Source organism: Streptomyces sp. 3214.6, from assembly GCF_900129855.1.
Lineage (GTDB): Bacteria > Actinomycetota > Actinomycetes > Streptomycetales > Streptomycetaceae > Streptomyces > Streptomyces soliscabiei.
This window is the reverse complement of sequence record NZ_LT670819.1, coordinates 8596798-8612629: the sequence shown is the minus strand read 5'-3', so window position 1 is coordinate 8612629 and position 15832 is coordinate 8596798. Positions and strand designations below refer to the sequence as shown.

The following is a 15832-nucleotide window of genomic DNA, read 5'->3' as shown; positions in this document are numbered from 1 at the left end:
CACGCCCCTTCAGCTACCTCGTGGAGCCCTCCATGGACACGCCCCAGAAACGTGAACGCTTCCGCCGGTACTGCGGTGGCCGCCGGCCGTCGGCCACCGCACCGGAGGACTACCCAGTCGTGGACTGGCCCGCACCCTTCTCCGGCAGCCGCGCCGAGACCGACCTGCGGGCCGCTTATCGCCTGTGCCGCCATATCACGCGCACTCAGGACCCCGGAGCATACGCCGTCCTGCGCCTGCTGCCCCCCGTGCTGCACCCCGCGTACTGGGCCGTCTGGGCGGGACTGACGGTCGTCGACGATCTGATCGACGACCGGGATGCGACACCAGCCGAACGGGCGGCCCGTGCTGACAGATGGATGGCCGCGCTGGAGGCCGATATGGCTGCCGGGACCAGCACCGACCCGATTCGTCATGCTCTGGTGGACACCGCTGCACGCTGGCACATCGATCTGTCCGACTTCCGCGACGGTGTACTCGTGTCGCGCAATGACATCGACCACCGGCATTTCGATGACTGGGCCCAGTGGCGGGCCTGGAGCCGCGGCCACATCGTCCCCATGTTCGACACGCTTCGGATCCTGCTCGGGCGGGCGGGCGTGCCGGTGGACTTCCGGCTGGACCGGCAGGAGAGCTACGAGCAGCTCAACGACGGCATCCGGCTCGTCGACATCCTCACCGACCTGCGCACCGACCAGGGCGAGGACAAGCTTCTCCTACCGGACGAGATCCTGAACCAGTTCCCCGGAGCCGAGGAGGACCTGCTGCGCGGCCGATGGAGCCCGGCAGCGGCAGACCTCGTCGCTGAACTGACTTCCCTCGCCCGTCGATGGGTGAACCAGCCCCGCCTGGCCCACGGCATGCACCCAGGCATCGCCATCACGGGCCACGCGCTGATCAGCTTTCTGCTCGCCCTGCTCGACGCAGTCGAGGCGGCGGGCCCCGCCCTGCTCCGGTCCCAGCCGCGTCCCTCACACATGACACGGGCGCGCATCTTCCTTCCCGCTCGCATCCGGTCGGCTCTGGTGTGGAGCCTGACACCGGTGACGGTTCCAGTCGCCCCGCGAAGTCCGGCTGCCACGGGGCCCCGCCCAGCAACCCGCCCGGTTCCCGACACGACCACGTTCCAGCAGCCACCGAGACATCCCAGTGGCTGCCGGCCTCCCCAGATCGAAACCGAAGCAATGCCCACCCACGTGGCCGTCATCATGGACGGCAACGGCCGCTGGGCCCGACAACGCGGCCTACCCCGCGCCGAAGGCCATCGCGCCGGTGTTGCCGCCCTGCACGAGGTGGTCTACGGCGCCTTGGAGATCGGCCTGCCCCACCTGACCGTCTACGCATTCTCCACCGAGAACTGGAGACGCGACACGGAGGAAGTCGCAGGCATCATGAGCACCCTGCGAGAGGAAATCGACCAAGACCCCTTCCGGGAACTGAATGTGCGCATGCGGTGGACCGGTCGCCCGGAGAAACTGCCCGCGGACCTCGTCGAGTCCCTGCAGCACAAAGAGACCACCACCCGCACCCGCACCGGGCTGACCTGCACCCTCTGCTTCAATTACGGCGGCCGTGACGAAATCACCCGAGCCGCCGCAGCCCTCGCCCGAACAGCATTGGCCGGTGAACTGGACCCCGACTTCATCGGCGAGAACGACTTCTCCCGCCATCTCCCCCTCGCCGACGTGCCGGACGTGGACCTGCTGTGGCGCACCGGAGGCGAGCAACGCACCTCCAACTTCCTTCCCTGGCACGCCGCGTACGCCGAGCTGTACTTCACTCCCGGCCACTGGCCCGACGTCGACCGACGCGACCTGTGGAGGGCCGTCAGCGAATACGGCAACCGCCAACGCCGCTACGGCACCGCACAACCGACATCCGCTTCAGCCACTCGACGAGGAACGGGTGCGGGACGCTAAGCGGTCTCGGTGATGTGGCCGTCGGTTTGGGTAGCCGTCCCTGCGGGGGCGGCGCCCGATGCCGAAGATCTTGAAAGTGGTGCTGTCGTCGCAGGAACGGGCCGAGTTACGCATATGGCTTCAGCGCCGGGACCTGCCGCGGTTCGAGAGGCTGCGCCTCGATGCGGTCCGGCTGCTCAACCGCGGCATGACCGCGCCGCAGGCCGCCGAGGTCCTGGAGTGCGACGTGACCACGGTGCGCAGGGTGGTGCACCGTCTCGAGGAGGGCGGTCTTGCCGCGCTGGCCGAGCTGCTGCACCGGGAGGGTTTCCGCTGGAAACGCACCCGCGACAGCCTACGGCACAAGGCAGATCCCGCCCTCCAGCAGGCGGCACGGGCTCAACTGGAGGGCGCACGGCTGCACGGCTGGAGGCCGCCGCGGGCACACGCGATCTGATCTTTCTGGACGAGTTCGGGTTCGCCCCGACCATGCCCACCGGCTACACCTGGTCGAGGATCGGGCAGCGCGCCGTGGTGGGACGCGAGGACACCCGGAACCGGCGGGTCAACGCGCTCGGCGCGCTGGTCTGCGGCACCGCCCCGGACCTGGTCTGGCAGCGCACCGAGGGAAAGATCGACGCCGGGATGCTGCTGGACTTCGTCTGCACGAGGCTGGCCGGCCTGCCCGGCGGGGCCCGCGTAAGGGAAACCCCAGATCGTCCACGCTGTGCCCGGACCAGTGGACGTCCGCTGGGCGGGCCCGGTAGCGGGGCCCTGCCTCCAGTGTGGTTGATCGTCGGCCGGTCGTGGCGGCTTCATTGTTTCGAGCCGGTCCTCTCAACAATCCTGACCGTTGCGAGCTGCGGAGAGGCCGGCACGGCGAAGCATGTTGGGCTGGCGACGGCTTTCGTCCTGCCGGATCTACCGCACCCCGGGCGCGGCGGCCGGCGTCCCCACCGTCGACCAGCTGTGTCAGGCGCTCCGCGACGCTGCGGGGAGAGGGAAACCGGGCATGGCGAACAACGGACAGACGGACACGGCCGCACTGGTGGCGATGCTCAGCGAGCACGCCGCCGTGAACGTTCGGCCGGCACTGATCGCGGACGCACCACAGTGGCGACTGCACCATGGGCAGGTCACCTTGGACGACGCCCCACTGAAGGAACGAGCCTGGCGCTACAGCACGGCGAGCTTCCTGGAGCTGCGCCTGCCCGGCCCGACGGTCGCCGCGCTGCTGCGGGGCGACGACGAGCAGGACGTCGATGGCCTCCACGTTGTGGTCCCCGGCCCGTCAGCCTCCAGCGCCTCCGCCTGCCGGCTGCGCGGCCAGGAAGAGTGGGGCCGGGTGACCACGCCGTGACCGCGAAGGATTGCGAATCTGCCAACTGGAATGCGAGGGGACAGAAGTTCGTCTCACCGCTTTGTCCCTTGGGCCGGACAGAGGCCACCGTCAACGAGAAAAGGACATCGGAATCGCGAACCTACAGCGGCGATCAGCCAGGCAAGCCGCGCATTACGCTCAAGATCGACCAGTGCGCAGACGTGGAGCAATGTCAGCCCATTCGGCCACTGCTCGCTGCCGTGCATGAACACCATCGGTTTTCACGAAGATCCCCCCATCGGACACGGCAGCTGTGGTTCTTGATCACGGTTGGTCGTGACGGTGGTGTCGTCGCTGGTGGCAGGCGGTCGCGACGGCTTGGTGATGGCGTCGCCAGGCGGTCCAGTGCAGGACGTGCTCGCGGTCGCGGACGGGTGGCGGCAGCACGAGGGCTCGCAGGAGCCGGATGAACTCGGGGCAGCTCAGCGGGACGAGCGCGGGCTCGTCCTCGGCGGCGTCGTGGACGGCGGTGGCCGTGAGGGCAAGGACGGCGGCGGCGATCAGGGAGAACAGTGACCAGCGCATCCAGGAGTTCCAGCAGGTCACCTGGCCCTGGTCGAGTCCGGTGAAGCCCTTGGCGAGTTGGAAGGTTTCCTCGATCCGCCACCTGCGACAGATCACTTCCACCAGCGTGCCGAGCGAGACGTCGCAGAGGGCCCAGCAGCGGAAGTAGGACACCTCACCGGTGTAGCGGTGCCGCCGCGCGACCAGCACACTCGTCCCGGGCTCCTGCTCGTTCCGGTTCTCCTCGGGAGCGTCGTCGGGGCGGACATCGAGCCAGGCCCAGTCGTACTCGCGGGTGCCCTTGGTGCCGTGTCCGGTCTGCCGGCGCATCCACTGCCCGGGCCGCACCTTGTTGATGATTTTGCGGGCCTCCCACCGGCGTCCGGTCCCGTCGATGACCTGGTAGGTGGCGGCTACACCAACGGTGTAGCCGAGCCCCAGCGCCCGTATGCCCCGGCGTAGTTCGCGCCCGCAGTACACCTCGTCGCCCGCGAACCAACGGGCCTTCAGCCCGGCGGCGAACGCGTCGGTGCCCATGGCCAGCGCCTGCTGCGGCTTCGTCGCGAAAGCGATCTCCTCCGGCACTCCGGCGACCTCGCGGCGTTCCTCGTCCGCAGCCCAGTCCGCCGGGAGATACAGGGCCCGATCGATGATCACCTTCGTCGTCGCGGTGACCGCCGCCAGGTGCACCGCCACCTGGCACAGTCCGACGCCGCCGATTGCACCGGAGTATTGCCGGCCGGCGCCCACGCAGTCCGTGGACGACTTCGCATCCCCCGTCTCGTCCGCCACCAATACCACGCTCTGACCGGCGAGTTCATCGATCATGAGGCAGGCGATCTCCTGCCGGGCCCGCTCATGGTCGAACCGGGCGCGCGAGAGCAGGTGCTGCAGCCGGTGCGGGCCCGGATGTCCCAGAACCTGCGCGAGCGTCCAGCAGTTCCGCGTGTCCACCTCCAGCAACAGCCCCGCGACCAACTCCGCCGCCGTCGCCCGGGCTTCACGTCGCGCGAAGCAGCCCGCGACCGCCCGCATCGCCCTCCCGAACGCCTCGCCCCACGCCCGCTCGGCTATCGTGGCTTCCACGGCCACCGCGTCTTGATACGTCGTCACAAACGTTCATGATCACGGTGGCTGTACTCATGCCCACACCCGCCCCGGCAACACACTGACCAGCGCAGACGCTGGAACTACAGCTGCCGTGACCGAGCCGGGCGAAATTCGCCCAGCCGGCCGTCAGATTACTCTCAGTGATCTCCGAGCGGCGGGGATCCCCCCTCCCGTGCCCAGATGCACCCGGCCCATGAAGTCACCCTCGACGATCGCGTGCGAGACCGCCCCGGCTGCGCAGTCGCGCCGAAACCTCCCACCCCACCGTCCGCTTGCCGACATCGGCACGTCCTTCGATGAGCAGTACTTCCGGATGATCCATGCGGAGCAGCGACCCAGCCCCCGACCGCGTCACGCGATCCGATTTCGCTCCGCACCCATGGCCGTAGCCCCGCCCCACCGGCAAGATCACGATCTACAACGGGAGCATTAGGGCATATGCCCGTCGCGTAGAACTTCCTGGGCCTCTTCCAAAGCCTCACTGGAGACGCGCCGCAATTCGCCTTCAAATCGCGAGATCGAAAGATTGAGGAACTCAATTACTTCCTGCGACGAGTCAGCCAGCTGAGGAATCAGGAAGCAGACCTCCCGGAAAAGCTGAACGTCCTCCCCGTCGGCCTCCCGGAGAATCTCCGGGAGGAGATCAAGGATTCTTTTCCTGCAGTACTCGGAAACGTCCACCCGGACTCCACCAACAGTTACCTGGAGTCCCGGAGATCTGGCGTTGAGGATCGACTCGAGCAAGGCGACGGAGTCGGAACTGAAACCCCCTCCGGACTCCACATGATCCGCGATGATGTCGACACACGGGGCAGCGGCGCTATACAGATGCCCCTGATTGGCGACCTCGCAGTAGAGTAGCCCGCCTGCACGTTTGCGTGCCTCTGCATCTCGCCCGAGCAGTCGCCCAAGGTGCTGTCGAAGTTGATTCGAAGGCACACTCAGGGTAGTAAGGGATTCCCAGTCCCACTCTTCGGATATTTTCACTCCAGATCACTCTCCCATTCAGTTCCAGGAGCGAACTGATCGCGAGTGGTTCTGCCCTCGCAACGCTGACACACAGGGGCAGGGGTTCGCTTCAACGGGCGAAGCGGCACGCTGTAGACGATGTCTTCCGGGTTCGCACCTCTGGCGACAAGATCGGCTCGGCACATATCTTCCGCGCAGAAGGCCCCGTCTCCGGTCCTCTTCATGCCCACTGCTACGTTCCCGGTTTTCCGGTCGACAGCGGCAGACCCCATTGCGAATTCGCGAATCTTGGAGCGAGACATTGTTGAATGCATTTCGTCGAGCTTGGCGGCCAGTGCCCGGTTTGCCTTCTCTGAGGCTTCGCCGTAGCTGAGCTTACAATTGTGGACGAGCGTCGATGTCCCGCCCGCCGCCACGTAGTACGTGTGCGCCGTGTCGACCGTCAGGTTGTAGACCGCTGCCTGCTGTGTCCAGGCGCTGACCGCGTCGACCTGGACCCAGGTTCCGGAACCGGTCCGGAGCCATTGGCCCGGCTTGAGTTCGCCGGCCTTCAGCCACTTCTTCAGGTCCGGCACCCAGAAGGGGTGGCCCTCGGTCGCGGTGATCGTGTCGGTGGCGTCGCCCTTGTCGCCGTCCGTGTCGATCGTGAGCTTGACGAGGTGCTTCTCGCCCTTGCCCTCGATCGTGTCGGTGACCTTCTGCTTGGACGTCCTGCCGGTCGTCGGGTCGGTGGCGAGGACCTCGTCGCCCTCCTTGACCTTCTCGATCGGTTTGCGACTGCCGTCCGCCATCACGACTTCGGTACCGGGTACGAAGCTGTTGGCGCTGGCGAGAGAGGCCACGTCCCTGGCGGTGGAAACGCATTCCCCCACCGACTCGGCCTCTTCGAGGATCTTCTTCCCCTTCTTCGCCGCCTTCGCGATCTCGTCCGCGTACTTCGCCGCCTTCGCCGCCATCCGTCCGGCCTTCGCCGCCCGGACCGCGGCCGCGCCGGCGCCGCCGAGGACGATGCCGCCCACGGTCGCCGCCGCCCAGGCGCAGGACTCCATGTCGCCCGTGGTGACGCAGTTCTTGATGTCGTTGAAGCCGGTGACGTCACCGACGATGTTGCCGACGGTCTTGACACCGTCCCAGACCTCGCCCCAGTCGACCGCGTCCGAAACGGTCTCCACGACGCTGCCGACCTGCTTGACGACCTCGTCGCGGATGGCGTCCGCGGCCTTGGCGGCATCGGCGACCACCTGGACGGCCGCGCCGACGATGATCGCCGGAAGGTTCGGGTCGGCCGTGACGATCGCTCTGCCGACGGCGATCAACGGTTTGGTGGCCGCGAGGATCGCCGGGATCGGGTTGTGCTGCGCCGCGAACGACGCCGCCTGTCTGGCCTTCTTCGTGACGTAGACCTTGGCCTGGTAAGCCGCCCTGGCGGCCTGTCTCGCCTTCTCACGGGCCCACTCGGTGATGCCCGTCTTCTGGCCCACCCACTTGACGGCGTTGACGGTGGCGTCGACGACCGTCTTCAGACCCGACTTCCGGTAGACCCAGTTGGCGGCCTTGCCGACGTAGCTCAGTGCCAGTTTGAACGCCGCACCCGGGTTGTTCCAGGCCCACTGCACGCCGTGCCAGACCGACTGGGCTGTCTTGGAGACGTAGTTCACGCCCTGGTGGATTTTCTTGCTCGTCCAGCTCGCGGCCTTCTTGCACCAGCCGCAGCTCGGCCAGTGGCCGTCCGGGTCGGTGTAGTCCAGCGGGGCGCCGGCGCCGTAGGTGTAGCGGTTGGCCAGGATCGAGGCGCCGGAGCTGTAACTGTAGGAGTCCCGGGAGTCGAAGGCGCCGGTCCCCGGGTCGTACCAGCGGGACTGCATGTTGACCTGGTTGGTGTCCGGGTCGGTCCAGTCGCCCTGGTAACCCACGTTGCCGTCCATGTCGGCGGTGCCGAGCACCTGTCCGAACGGGTCGAAGGCCGTGGACTCGTTCAGGGCGGGCGCCGCGCCGTTCGTCGCCGACATACTGCCGACGACGTCGCCGTGCTTGTCCTCCAGCGTCAGCTGGGCCGTGCCGCCGTTGTCCGCGATCGACTGGAGCTCGTCCGCCGCGCCACGGCCGTACGTGGCGTTCTGGTCCTTGACCGGGTCGGGTGCGAAGCCCGCGTAGGAGAAGTCCGCGCCGTTGCGGTCCGCTATCCGGTCCAGCGAGTCGTACGTGTACTGGGTTCCGGACTCGCCCGCCTTCACCAGCCGGTCGAAGGCGTCGAAGGTGAAATCCTCCTTCAGACCGGAGCTGGTGCGCGACGCGAGCGTCCCGCGGGAGGTGTAGTCGTAGGTGTAGTCGCCGTCGGACAGCAGCCGGTTGCGCTCGTCGAAGGCGGCGGTCTTGCTGCCGTTCTTCACCCGGTTGCCGCTGTCGTCCCAGCCGTACGCCGTCGTCGTGCCGTCGGCCGTCCAGGAGGTGAGGCGGCCGGCGTGGTCGTAACCGTAGGTGTTGGTCCCGGCCTTGGCGGTGCCGACCGTAGTCTTGGACGCCAACCGGTCGTCGGTGTCGTAGCCGTAGTCGGTCGAGGCCATCGTCTGGCCGGTGCTGTTCTTCAGCGTGTCGGTGTCGAGCCGGCCCAGGTCGTCGTAGGTGAAGCTGCGGGACTGGCCCGCGCCGTAGTCGACCTTCTTGATCGCGCCCGCGCCGTCGTAGGTGTAGCTCTGCCGCACACCGGTCAGCGGGTCGGTCGCCGAGGTCAGCTGCTGCCTGGCGTAGCTGAACCCGGCGGTGCCGGCCGCGTCGGTGCGGCTGGTGAGCTGGCCGTCGCTGTTGTAGGAGTACGTCGCGTCGCCGGAGGGCCCGGTCGCCTTCAGCAGGGAGCCCCGGTCGTCGTACTCGTAGGTGTCGTCGCCCTTCGAGGAGGAGGCCACGACCAGCCGGCCCGCCGGGTCGTACTGGAACCGCTTCTCGGGGGTCGCCACGTCGGCGCCCGTAGCGGTCTCCCGGACCCGCTGACCCGCCTTGTCGTACTCGCGTTCGCGGACCACGTTGCCCGGCGCGGTGAGCTTCACCGCCTGGCCGTCGGCGTCGTATGCGGTCGTCCAGGTACGGGCTGCCGGGGACGGGTCGCGGTCGGTCGCCGGCTCGATCACCGACTCGGCGAGGCCGAGCGTGTTGACGGTGTAGATCGTCGAGTTCCCGCGGCCGTCCGTGTAGCGGGTGCGGTTGCCGAGCGCGTCGTAGCCGAAGGACGTGGTGATGGACTTGGTGTCGGAGACCGGTTCGGTCTGGCTGGTCAGCCGGTTGAGGGCGTCGTACGCGTACGTCGTCGTGCGGTTCAGCGGGTTGGTCGACGTGAGAAGGTTGCCCGCCTTGTCGTAGGTGTAACTCACCTTGCGCAGCTGGTTGTTGACCGAGTCCAGGTCCTGGTCCTGGACGAGCCGGCCGAGCTGGTCGTAGATCTTCGCCGAGGTGCGGCCCATGCCGTCGGTGTGGCGCACCTCGCGGCCCGAGGCGTCGTAGCCGAGCAGGGTGGTGGCGCCGCTCGGCTCCTGCAGCCTGGTCAGCTGGCTGAGGCTGTCGTAGGTGTACTGGCTGACGGCGCCGCTCGGCGTGGTCTGCTTCAGCACATTGCCCGCGTCGTCGTACTCGTTGCGGGTGGTGAAGGCACCCGGCTGCGGCTTGCGCTCGATCCGGGTGGTGGTGACCGGGCGGTCCAGGTCGTCGTAGGTCGTCTCGGCGCGGGAGCCGTTCGGGTCCGTGACGGTCAGCACCTCGCCGGTGCGGGTGTAGGTGTACTTCCACTGCCCCCGCTCGTCACCCGTGCCGACGGGCACGTCCTTCACGGTGAGCCGGTTCTGGCGGTCGTACTGGAACTTGGTCACGCGGCCGAGCGGGTCGGTGGTCTCGGTGACGTTGCCCAGCGCGTCGTACTCGTTGGTGACCGTCGGGGCGACGGTCTCGGTGGAGCCCGGCGCCGTGTAGGAGGGCGCGGTCCCGGTGACGGCGCGGCCCAGCCGGTCGTAGGCGGTGCGGTTGACGTTGCCGAGCGCGTCGACCGACTCCGTGACCGCGCCGAAGGTGTCGTAACCGGTGAAGGTGGTCGGCCGGGAGGTGGCGGGCGTGCCGCCGCCGGACTCGGTCCGGACGGCGGGCGCGGTGACGGAGACCGCCCGGCCCAGCTCGTCGTATCCGTACTCGGTCTTGTTGCCCGCCGGGTCCGTCTTGGCGGTGGTGAGACCGCGGTCGTCATAGGTGTAGTCGGTGGTTCGCGAGTCGGTGCCGTTCTCGACCGTCTCGTGGAGGACGTTGCCCGCGTCGTCGTACTCGTAGCGCACGGAGTCGCCGCTGACGCTCACCGGCCAGGGGACGTTGGAGGGGGAACCGCTGGAGGCCGTCGTCAGCACGTTGCCGGCGAGGTCGTAGGTGTACGTCGTGCGCCGTGCGAGTCCGTCGGGGTCCATGACCTCGGACTTCACCCGGCCGACCGGGTCGTAGGTGTAGGCGGTGACGAGCTTGCCGTTGCCGCTCGTCTCGGTCAGGACGTTGCCGGCGCCGTCGTAGGTGTTGGACTCCACGACGATGTCGCGCTTGGTGCCGTCGGGGTTGTGGAAGTCCTTGAGCGTGATCGACTTGACCAGGTCGTCGCCGTAGTACTGGTACAGCAGCGAGCGGCCCATCGAGTCCGTGTGCCGGGCCAGCCGGCCGCCCATGTCGTAGGCGTACGACTGCAGGACGGTGTAGCTGTCGTCGCCGCCGTCGTCGTCCCAGTCGCGCAGCCGCGTCTCGGCCATCATGTTGCGCGCGGTGTAGACGTAGTCGTAGTGGTTGCCGCCCGCGTCCACCATCGAGGTCTTGTTGCCGAAGACGTCGTAGGTGTACGTCGTCTCGTTGCCCTCGGCGTCGCCGACACGTTCCGGGCGGCCGTGGTCGTCGAGGTCGAAGGTCATCACGCGGGCGGCGTCGCCGCCCAGCAGGTCGCCGATCTCGGTGCGCACCACGTTGCCGTCGGCGTCGTAGTCCGTGGTGGTCCGGCGCTGGTGCTTGCCGGAGGTGACGGCGTTGGTCGCCGCCGGGTCGGTGAGGGTGTGGACCCGGGAGAGCTTGTCGTAGGTGAAGGTGGACGTCGTGCCGGCCGGCTGGGCGTCCGTGACGACGGTCTCGGTGAGTTTGCGGCCCAGCGCGTCGTACGTGTACTTGGTGACGCTGCCGGACGGATCGGTCACCCAGGCCAGGTCGCCGTTCTTGTAGTACTGGTAGCGGGTGATCTTGCCGCGTGCGTCGGCTGTGGTGAGGGGCAGGCCGGTGGGTGTGTTGCCGCCGCCGATGGCCGGCTCGGCGCCGGTCGTGTATGTGTTCCTGGCCGTGCCGCCGTCGGGCGCCGCCTGGGTGAGCAGCGCGCCGCTGGTGTTGTACGTGTACTTGGTGAGGAAGCGGTTGTCGGTGGGGCCGGTCGAACGGCCGTCGCGGGTCTCGGACGGCTGGTCGCCCCGCAGGTCGAAGTCGCCGGCCGGTGTCGGGTAGGTGGTGTACGAGGTCTGGCAGTCGCCGGCCGAACGGCAGGTCGTCCGGCTGGTCACGTTGCCGCGGTCGTCGTAGCCGAGGGTGACCTTCTCACCGTTCTCGCTGGTGATGCCGGTCTGGAAGCCGTTGTCGTCGTACGCGAACGAGCGGATGGCGACGCCGTCGACCGGGTACCGGATGAAGTCCGGCCCCTCGCCGCCGCGACCGGGCGGATTGGTGCAGAAGGCCGGGTCGCCCGGGTCGGGCTGGGTGCAGACCTCGCCGGGGTCGGTCGGCGACGGGGACGGGGCCTCGGTGACGGACTCCCGGGCGCCCAGCGCCATCGGCTCACCGTAGCGCAGCAGCCGCGACGACAACCCGTCGTACTCGTAGAAGTACGGGGCGTCCATCGGGTCGCGCACCTCGACGGTGCGGCGCAGGTCCTTGTCGTTGCCGAAGACCGCGGGCGTGCCGATCTCCCAGGTGCCGCCGTTGCGGTCGGTGTACTCCTGGACGCGGTCGCGGGTGGTGTCGTACTGGACCTCGGAGGCGACGCGGCCGCTGGGCAGCGTCGTCTTTGTCAGAACGTCGGCGCTGCGGCCGCCCTCGCGGTAGTGGGCGGTGACGGCCGCGGAGCCCAGCGGGTGGTGGTAGACGGCGACGTCGTCGATGGCGCCCGCGAAGGACTTGGCGGCGGTGGAGCCCCAGCCCGGCCAGGTGGTGGGGCTGGTGGCGTGGGCGGCGCCGATCTGGTTGTAGGTGAGGTTGGTCTGCAGTGGCTGCTTGCCCGTGAGGGTCCCGGAGAGCTTGCCGTCCAGATAGAGGCTCTGGGCGGAGCCGGACATCGACAGCACCGCGTGGTGCCACTGGCCGTCGTTGACGTTCTTGGTGATGTCGGTGATCGGCCCGGCCGTGCCGGTCCAGAACTGGCCGCGGAGCTTTCCGTCGGTGCCGACGTACAGCATCGGGACACCGGTGCCGGGTGTGGTGCCCCAGGCCTTGTCCTGGTAGCCGACGAGGGGGCCGCCGACGCCGCCGGCGATCGTCTTGAACCACACCTCCACCGACGCGTCACGGCTCTTCTTCAACGTGCCGGCGGGCAGGTCGACACGTGAGGCGGCGCCGTCGAAGGACGCGGCGGTGCCGGGGTCGCCGGTGATGGCGCCGCCGGCCTTCAGGGTGACGTTCTGGTAGGTTCCGCGGTCCTTGCCGAGGTTGGCCTCGTTGGCGCTGTTGGCCGCGGTGCCCTCCTCCTCGCCGAGACGCCAATAGGACTCGGGGCGGGAGTCCAGCACGGTGGTGGCGTAGTGGCTGCCGGTGCCGTAGGCGTACTGGGTGCAACCGTTCAGCGGGTCGCAGACCTTGTCCAGCAGATCGCCGGTGTAGCTGTACGTCCAGGCCAGCGGGGCGCCGTCGACGGCGCTCGTCTGGACCCTGGTGACGTGCGCGCCGGTCCAGGTGAAGGTCAGCGAGCGGGAGGTGCGGTTGTTCGTCGCGGTCGCGAGTTTGCCCGCACTGTAGGTGTAGGTGACCGAGTTGGAGTACGCGTCGGTGATCTTGGCCAGCAGACCGGTCGTGCTGAAGGCGTACGTCGTACCCGACTTGTCCTGCAGCGTGTAGGTGTTGGCCGTGGAGTCGAAGGTCAGCTTGGCGAAGCGGCCGGGCGGTGGGGCGTACGTGCCGTCCGTGTTCTTGCCGAAGCGGACGTCCTGGCCGTCGGGGTAGCGGATGACGACGTTGCCGCTGCCGTCGTCGTCCGGCGTGAGCCGCATGTCGAAGCGGGTCGTCCAGCCGGCGCCGAAGGCGAGGTCACGCCGCGGGTCGAGGCTGTTGTACGTGCGGATGAGCGTCAGGTCGGGACCGACGCCGGCGAGGGACGCGTCGGTCGCGCTGGAGGTGAAGTTGCCGACGTTGGGGTCGAACTCCTTGCCCTGCGCGCCGGAGAGCCGCGAGGTGATCTCGGGCTGCGGAACGGTGGCGACCAGCGCCACCTGTTGGGTGGGCACCTCGTTGGACGCGTCCTTGACGAAGCCGCGCCACAGATAGGTCTTGCCCCACTTCAGCCGGCCAGACGGGACCGGGTAGGCAGAGCTCGTCTGATAGGCGGAGGTGGTGCAGGCGATCGGCTTGCCGGCCTTGTCGGACTCGCAGATCTCGAACTTGTACTGGAGCGTGGAGCCGGGCGGCGCGTCGATGTCGGTGCCGGCCGCCCACAGCTGCGGGGTCAGCGTCTGGGCCTGGTAGCCGTTGGGCGGGAACTGCTCCTTGACCACCGGTGCGATGTCGAAGACCTGGATGGTCAGTCGGCCCGGCGGCACCTGTTCGTCCGTGAAGACCGTGCCGCCCTGGCGCACCATCGTGAAGTCGAGCATGTAGACGCCCGGCGGGAGCGCCTTGATGGTGGCGTCGACCGTCGCCTTGGCGCCGTGGGCCACGTTGCCGGTGAGGCTGCCCGCACGCTGCTGCGTGACCAGCTTGCCCTTCTTGTCGTAGGCGCGGTAGGCGAGGTAGTAGGTGGACGGCGTCCAGGTCTGGGCGCCCTTGTTGGTGACGGCGACCTTGACCTTTCCGGCCTGGTTCTGCAGCACCGGCGGGTCGGGGACGGGCTTGGGGAAGCCGTAGGAGGCGTTGTACGGGGAGTGCGTGACGTACAGCTTGGGCGGGTTGGCCGTGGCGTGGCCGGTGAACTTCTTGAACGCGAGCGAGTCGGTGGCCGAGGCCCGCAGGGACAGGCCGTAGTTGGCCTGGGTGCCGTTGACCCAGCGCTGCACCAGGTCACGGCCGCCCTTGCCGAGGTCGAAGAGCTCACCGGCGGTGGGGCAGGCGGACTTCGACTGGCCGAAGCCTATGTGGCCGTAGGCGAAGGACTTCGACGCGAGGGCGCCGCCGACGGAGGGGCCGGGGTAGGCGGTGCCGGTGCCGGCGGTCCACGACCCGGTCACGGGGTGGACGGAGACGGAACGCGGCTTGCAGGAGGCCGAGTCGAAGTTCACGACCTGGAGCTGCACACCGAAGATCTGGTGGTATCTGAGCTCTTCGTCGAGGCCGGGAAAGCCGAGGTAGGCGGCGGAGGCGCCATCCGGGCCCTTGCCGACCTGCAGTTCGCTGGAGCCCACGACGGAACCGCCGCTGCGCACCGTCATGGAGGTGGAGGTGGAGGTGGTGTCGACGGAGGGGTCGAGGCGGACGGGGTAGGCACGGGCCGGGTCGGCGAGCCAGTCCCGGTCGGCGGTCACCTTCAGCGCCTGGCCGCCGCCCTGCCGCTGGACGAGTTCGTACGTGACGGCGTGCGAGACGGCGTGGGCTGCGTCCTCCATGAACCCGGCCGGAATGACGGCGCGGGTGCGGCCCTTGGCGTCGGTCAGCAGAATCGATCCGCCGTCGGCCTGGGCGGTGAGGCCCTTGAGGTGAAGCGGGAAGACGAAGCTGTTCGGGGCGGTGGCGGACTTCAGGACGAGGGTCTCTTTGACCCCGCCGGCCTGCGAGTCGAGCCAGAGGTCGGTGCCGGGGAGCACCTGCTCGTAAGCGACGCGGGCGCCGTCCGCGGTGCCCGCCACGGAGGCGGCGCCGCTCAGCCCGTAGCCGAAGGACTCACCGGACGGCAGGGTGACGGTGGCGAGCTCTGAGGCATCGGCCCGCCCGGCCAGGCGCAGGTTCACGGAGTCGGCGGTGTTCGCCCAGCCGCCTTGCTGCTCGACCAGTTCGCTGTCGATGGGCCGCCAGACCCCGCGGACGTCCTGGTAGTTGATCGGGTCGGTGGAGACCTCGCTGGTGCGGGTGCCGTCCTGGTTCGCGTACGTACGGCTGCGGGCGTCCCGCTCCGAGACGATCTCCTTGCTCGTGCTGCGGTCGAAGCCCTTGACCTGCGCGGGGGCCGGCGCGGTGACGTCAACCGCGTTCTTGCGGACCGTGGGCCGGGCGGCGGGCGGGCTCTTCAGCGGGTACTTGGCGCGCAGGGACCTCGGCGCGTCGTCGTTGCGCGTGCCCCCCGCTAAGTGGCTGAGCCCCTCGGCACTGCCCCAGCGCTGGCCGGGGCCCTTGGCGGCGGCCGGCTCTCCCGGGAAGAGGGGGAACCCGGCCCCCGCGATGGCGAGCGAACCGACGGCGATGACCGCTGTCACGGCGAGCGCGATGACCTTGCCCCAACGTGAACGCAGGAGTCTCGTGATCAGGAACTTGCGCGCGAGTCTTCGGTACGCCGGCACGGGCCCCCCACAGCACGAACGAACGAACGATCAGATGGGAGCCTGACGCCTTGCCGGAGTCTTTGTCGAATCTTTTCCCAGTCCATTCATCTCAGCGTTATCCGATCGTGATCGTTCCCTCTCGACGTCGAACGTAGGCTTCCTGACCGCCACTTACGGTTCGAGCTCACAGGGGGGCTTCCGCCGGAAGCCACGAAACAGGCTGCCCTGGGGCGGCTTGTTCGACGGAAGGACAGGACGAATCCACATGGCATCGACTCAACACCGCAGAGTCGGCCGGACTGACCTCC

General features: G+C 68.5%; 7 protein-coding genes and 1 pseudogene. 3 read left to right on the top strand and 5 right to left on the bottom strand.

From position 1 onward, the window contains the following. Positions 1–32: 32 nt before the first annotated feature. Both uppS and B5557_RS38835 read left to right on the top strand, forming a co-directional pair. A complete protein-coding gene (uppS, locus tag B5557_RS38840) occupies positions 33–1919 on the top strand; it encodes a polyprenyl diphosphate synthase (protein ID WP_079663883.1) in 1887 nt (628 codons plus the stop codon). Between the two features lie 58 nt (positions 1920–1977). Continuing rightward, on the top strand, positions 1978–2355 hold the full coding sequence (locus B5557_RS38835) for a helix-turn-helix domain-containing protein (RefSeq protein WP_079663882.1): 378 nt from the start codon (positions 1978–1980) through the stop codon (positions 2353–2355). 43 nt (positions 2356–2398) lie between these two features. Here the strand turns inward: B5557_RS38835 and B5557_RS44010 are convergent, their stop codons facing one another. Continuing rightward, complete coding sequence (locus B5557_RS44010; RefSeq protein WP_159424477.1) at positions 2399–2566, bottom strand: hypothetical protein; 168 nt, start codon at positions 2564–2566, stop codon at positions 2399–2401. Positions 2567–2910: 344 nt separating this feature from the next. On the opposite strand from B5557_RS44010, the gene B5557_RS38830 reads away from it, so the two are divergent. Continuing rightward, positions 2911–3258 (top strand): hypothetical protein, encoded by a 348-nt coding sequence (locus tag B5557_RS38830; RefSeq protein WP_231976144.1) that lies wholly within the window; start codon positions 2911–2913, stop codon positions 3256–3258. A 285-nt stretch (positions 3259–3543) separates the two neighbouring features. On the opposite strand, the gene B5557_RS38825 is transcribed toward B5557_RS38830, so the two are convergent. From B5557_RS38825 to B5557_RS38810, 4 genes and pseudogenes are all read right to left on the bottom strand, one after another. After that, a complete protein-coding gene (locus tag B5557_RS38825) occupies positions 3544–4896 on the bottom strand; it encodes an IS701 family transposase (protein ID WP_079663881.1) in 1353 nt (450 codons plus the stop codon). Positions 4897–4986: 90 nt separating this feature from the next. Next, a pseudogene (locus tag B5557_RS45505) lies at positions 4987–5215 on the bottom strand (hypothetical protein); the annotation flags it as partial. A 107-nt stretch (positions 5216–5322) separates the two neighbouring features. Continuing rightward, on the bottom strand, positions 5323–5880 hold the full coding sequence (locus tag B5557_RS44005; protein ID WP_159424476.1) for a hypothetical protein: 558 nt from the start codon (positions 5878–5880) through the stop codon (positions 5323–5325). After that, on the bottom strand, positions 5877–15542 hold the full coding sequence (locus tag B5557_RS38810) for a polymorphic toxin-type HINT domain-containing protein (protein ID WP_079663879.1): 9666 nt from the start codon (positions 15540–15542) through the stop codon (positions 5877–5879). Before B5557_RS38810 ends, B5557_RS44005 begins: the two co-directional genes overlap by 4 nt. Positions 15543–15832: the final 290 nt, after the last annotated feature.

What these genes read in the sequence shown, in the direction of transcription:
- uppS (WP_079663883.1), top strand. Translation starts at nt 33, where the DNA reads ATGGACACGCCCCAGAAACGTGAACGCTTCCGCCGGTACTGCGGTGGC.
- B5557_RS38835 (WP_079663882.1), top strand. Translation starts at nt 1,978, where the DNA reads ATGCCGAAGATCTTGAAAGTGGTGCTGTCGTCGCAGGAACGGGCCGAG.
- B5557_RS38830 (WP_231976144.1), top strand. Translation starts at nt 2,911, where the DNA reads ATGGCGAACAACGGACAGACGGACACGGCCGCACTGGTGGCGATGCTC.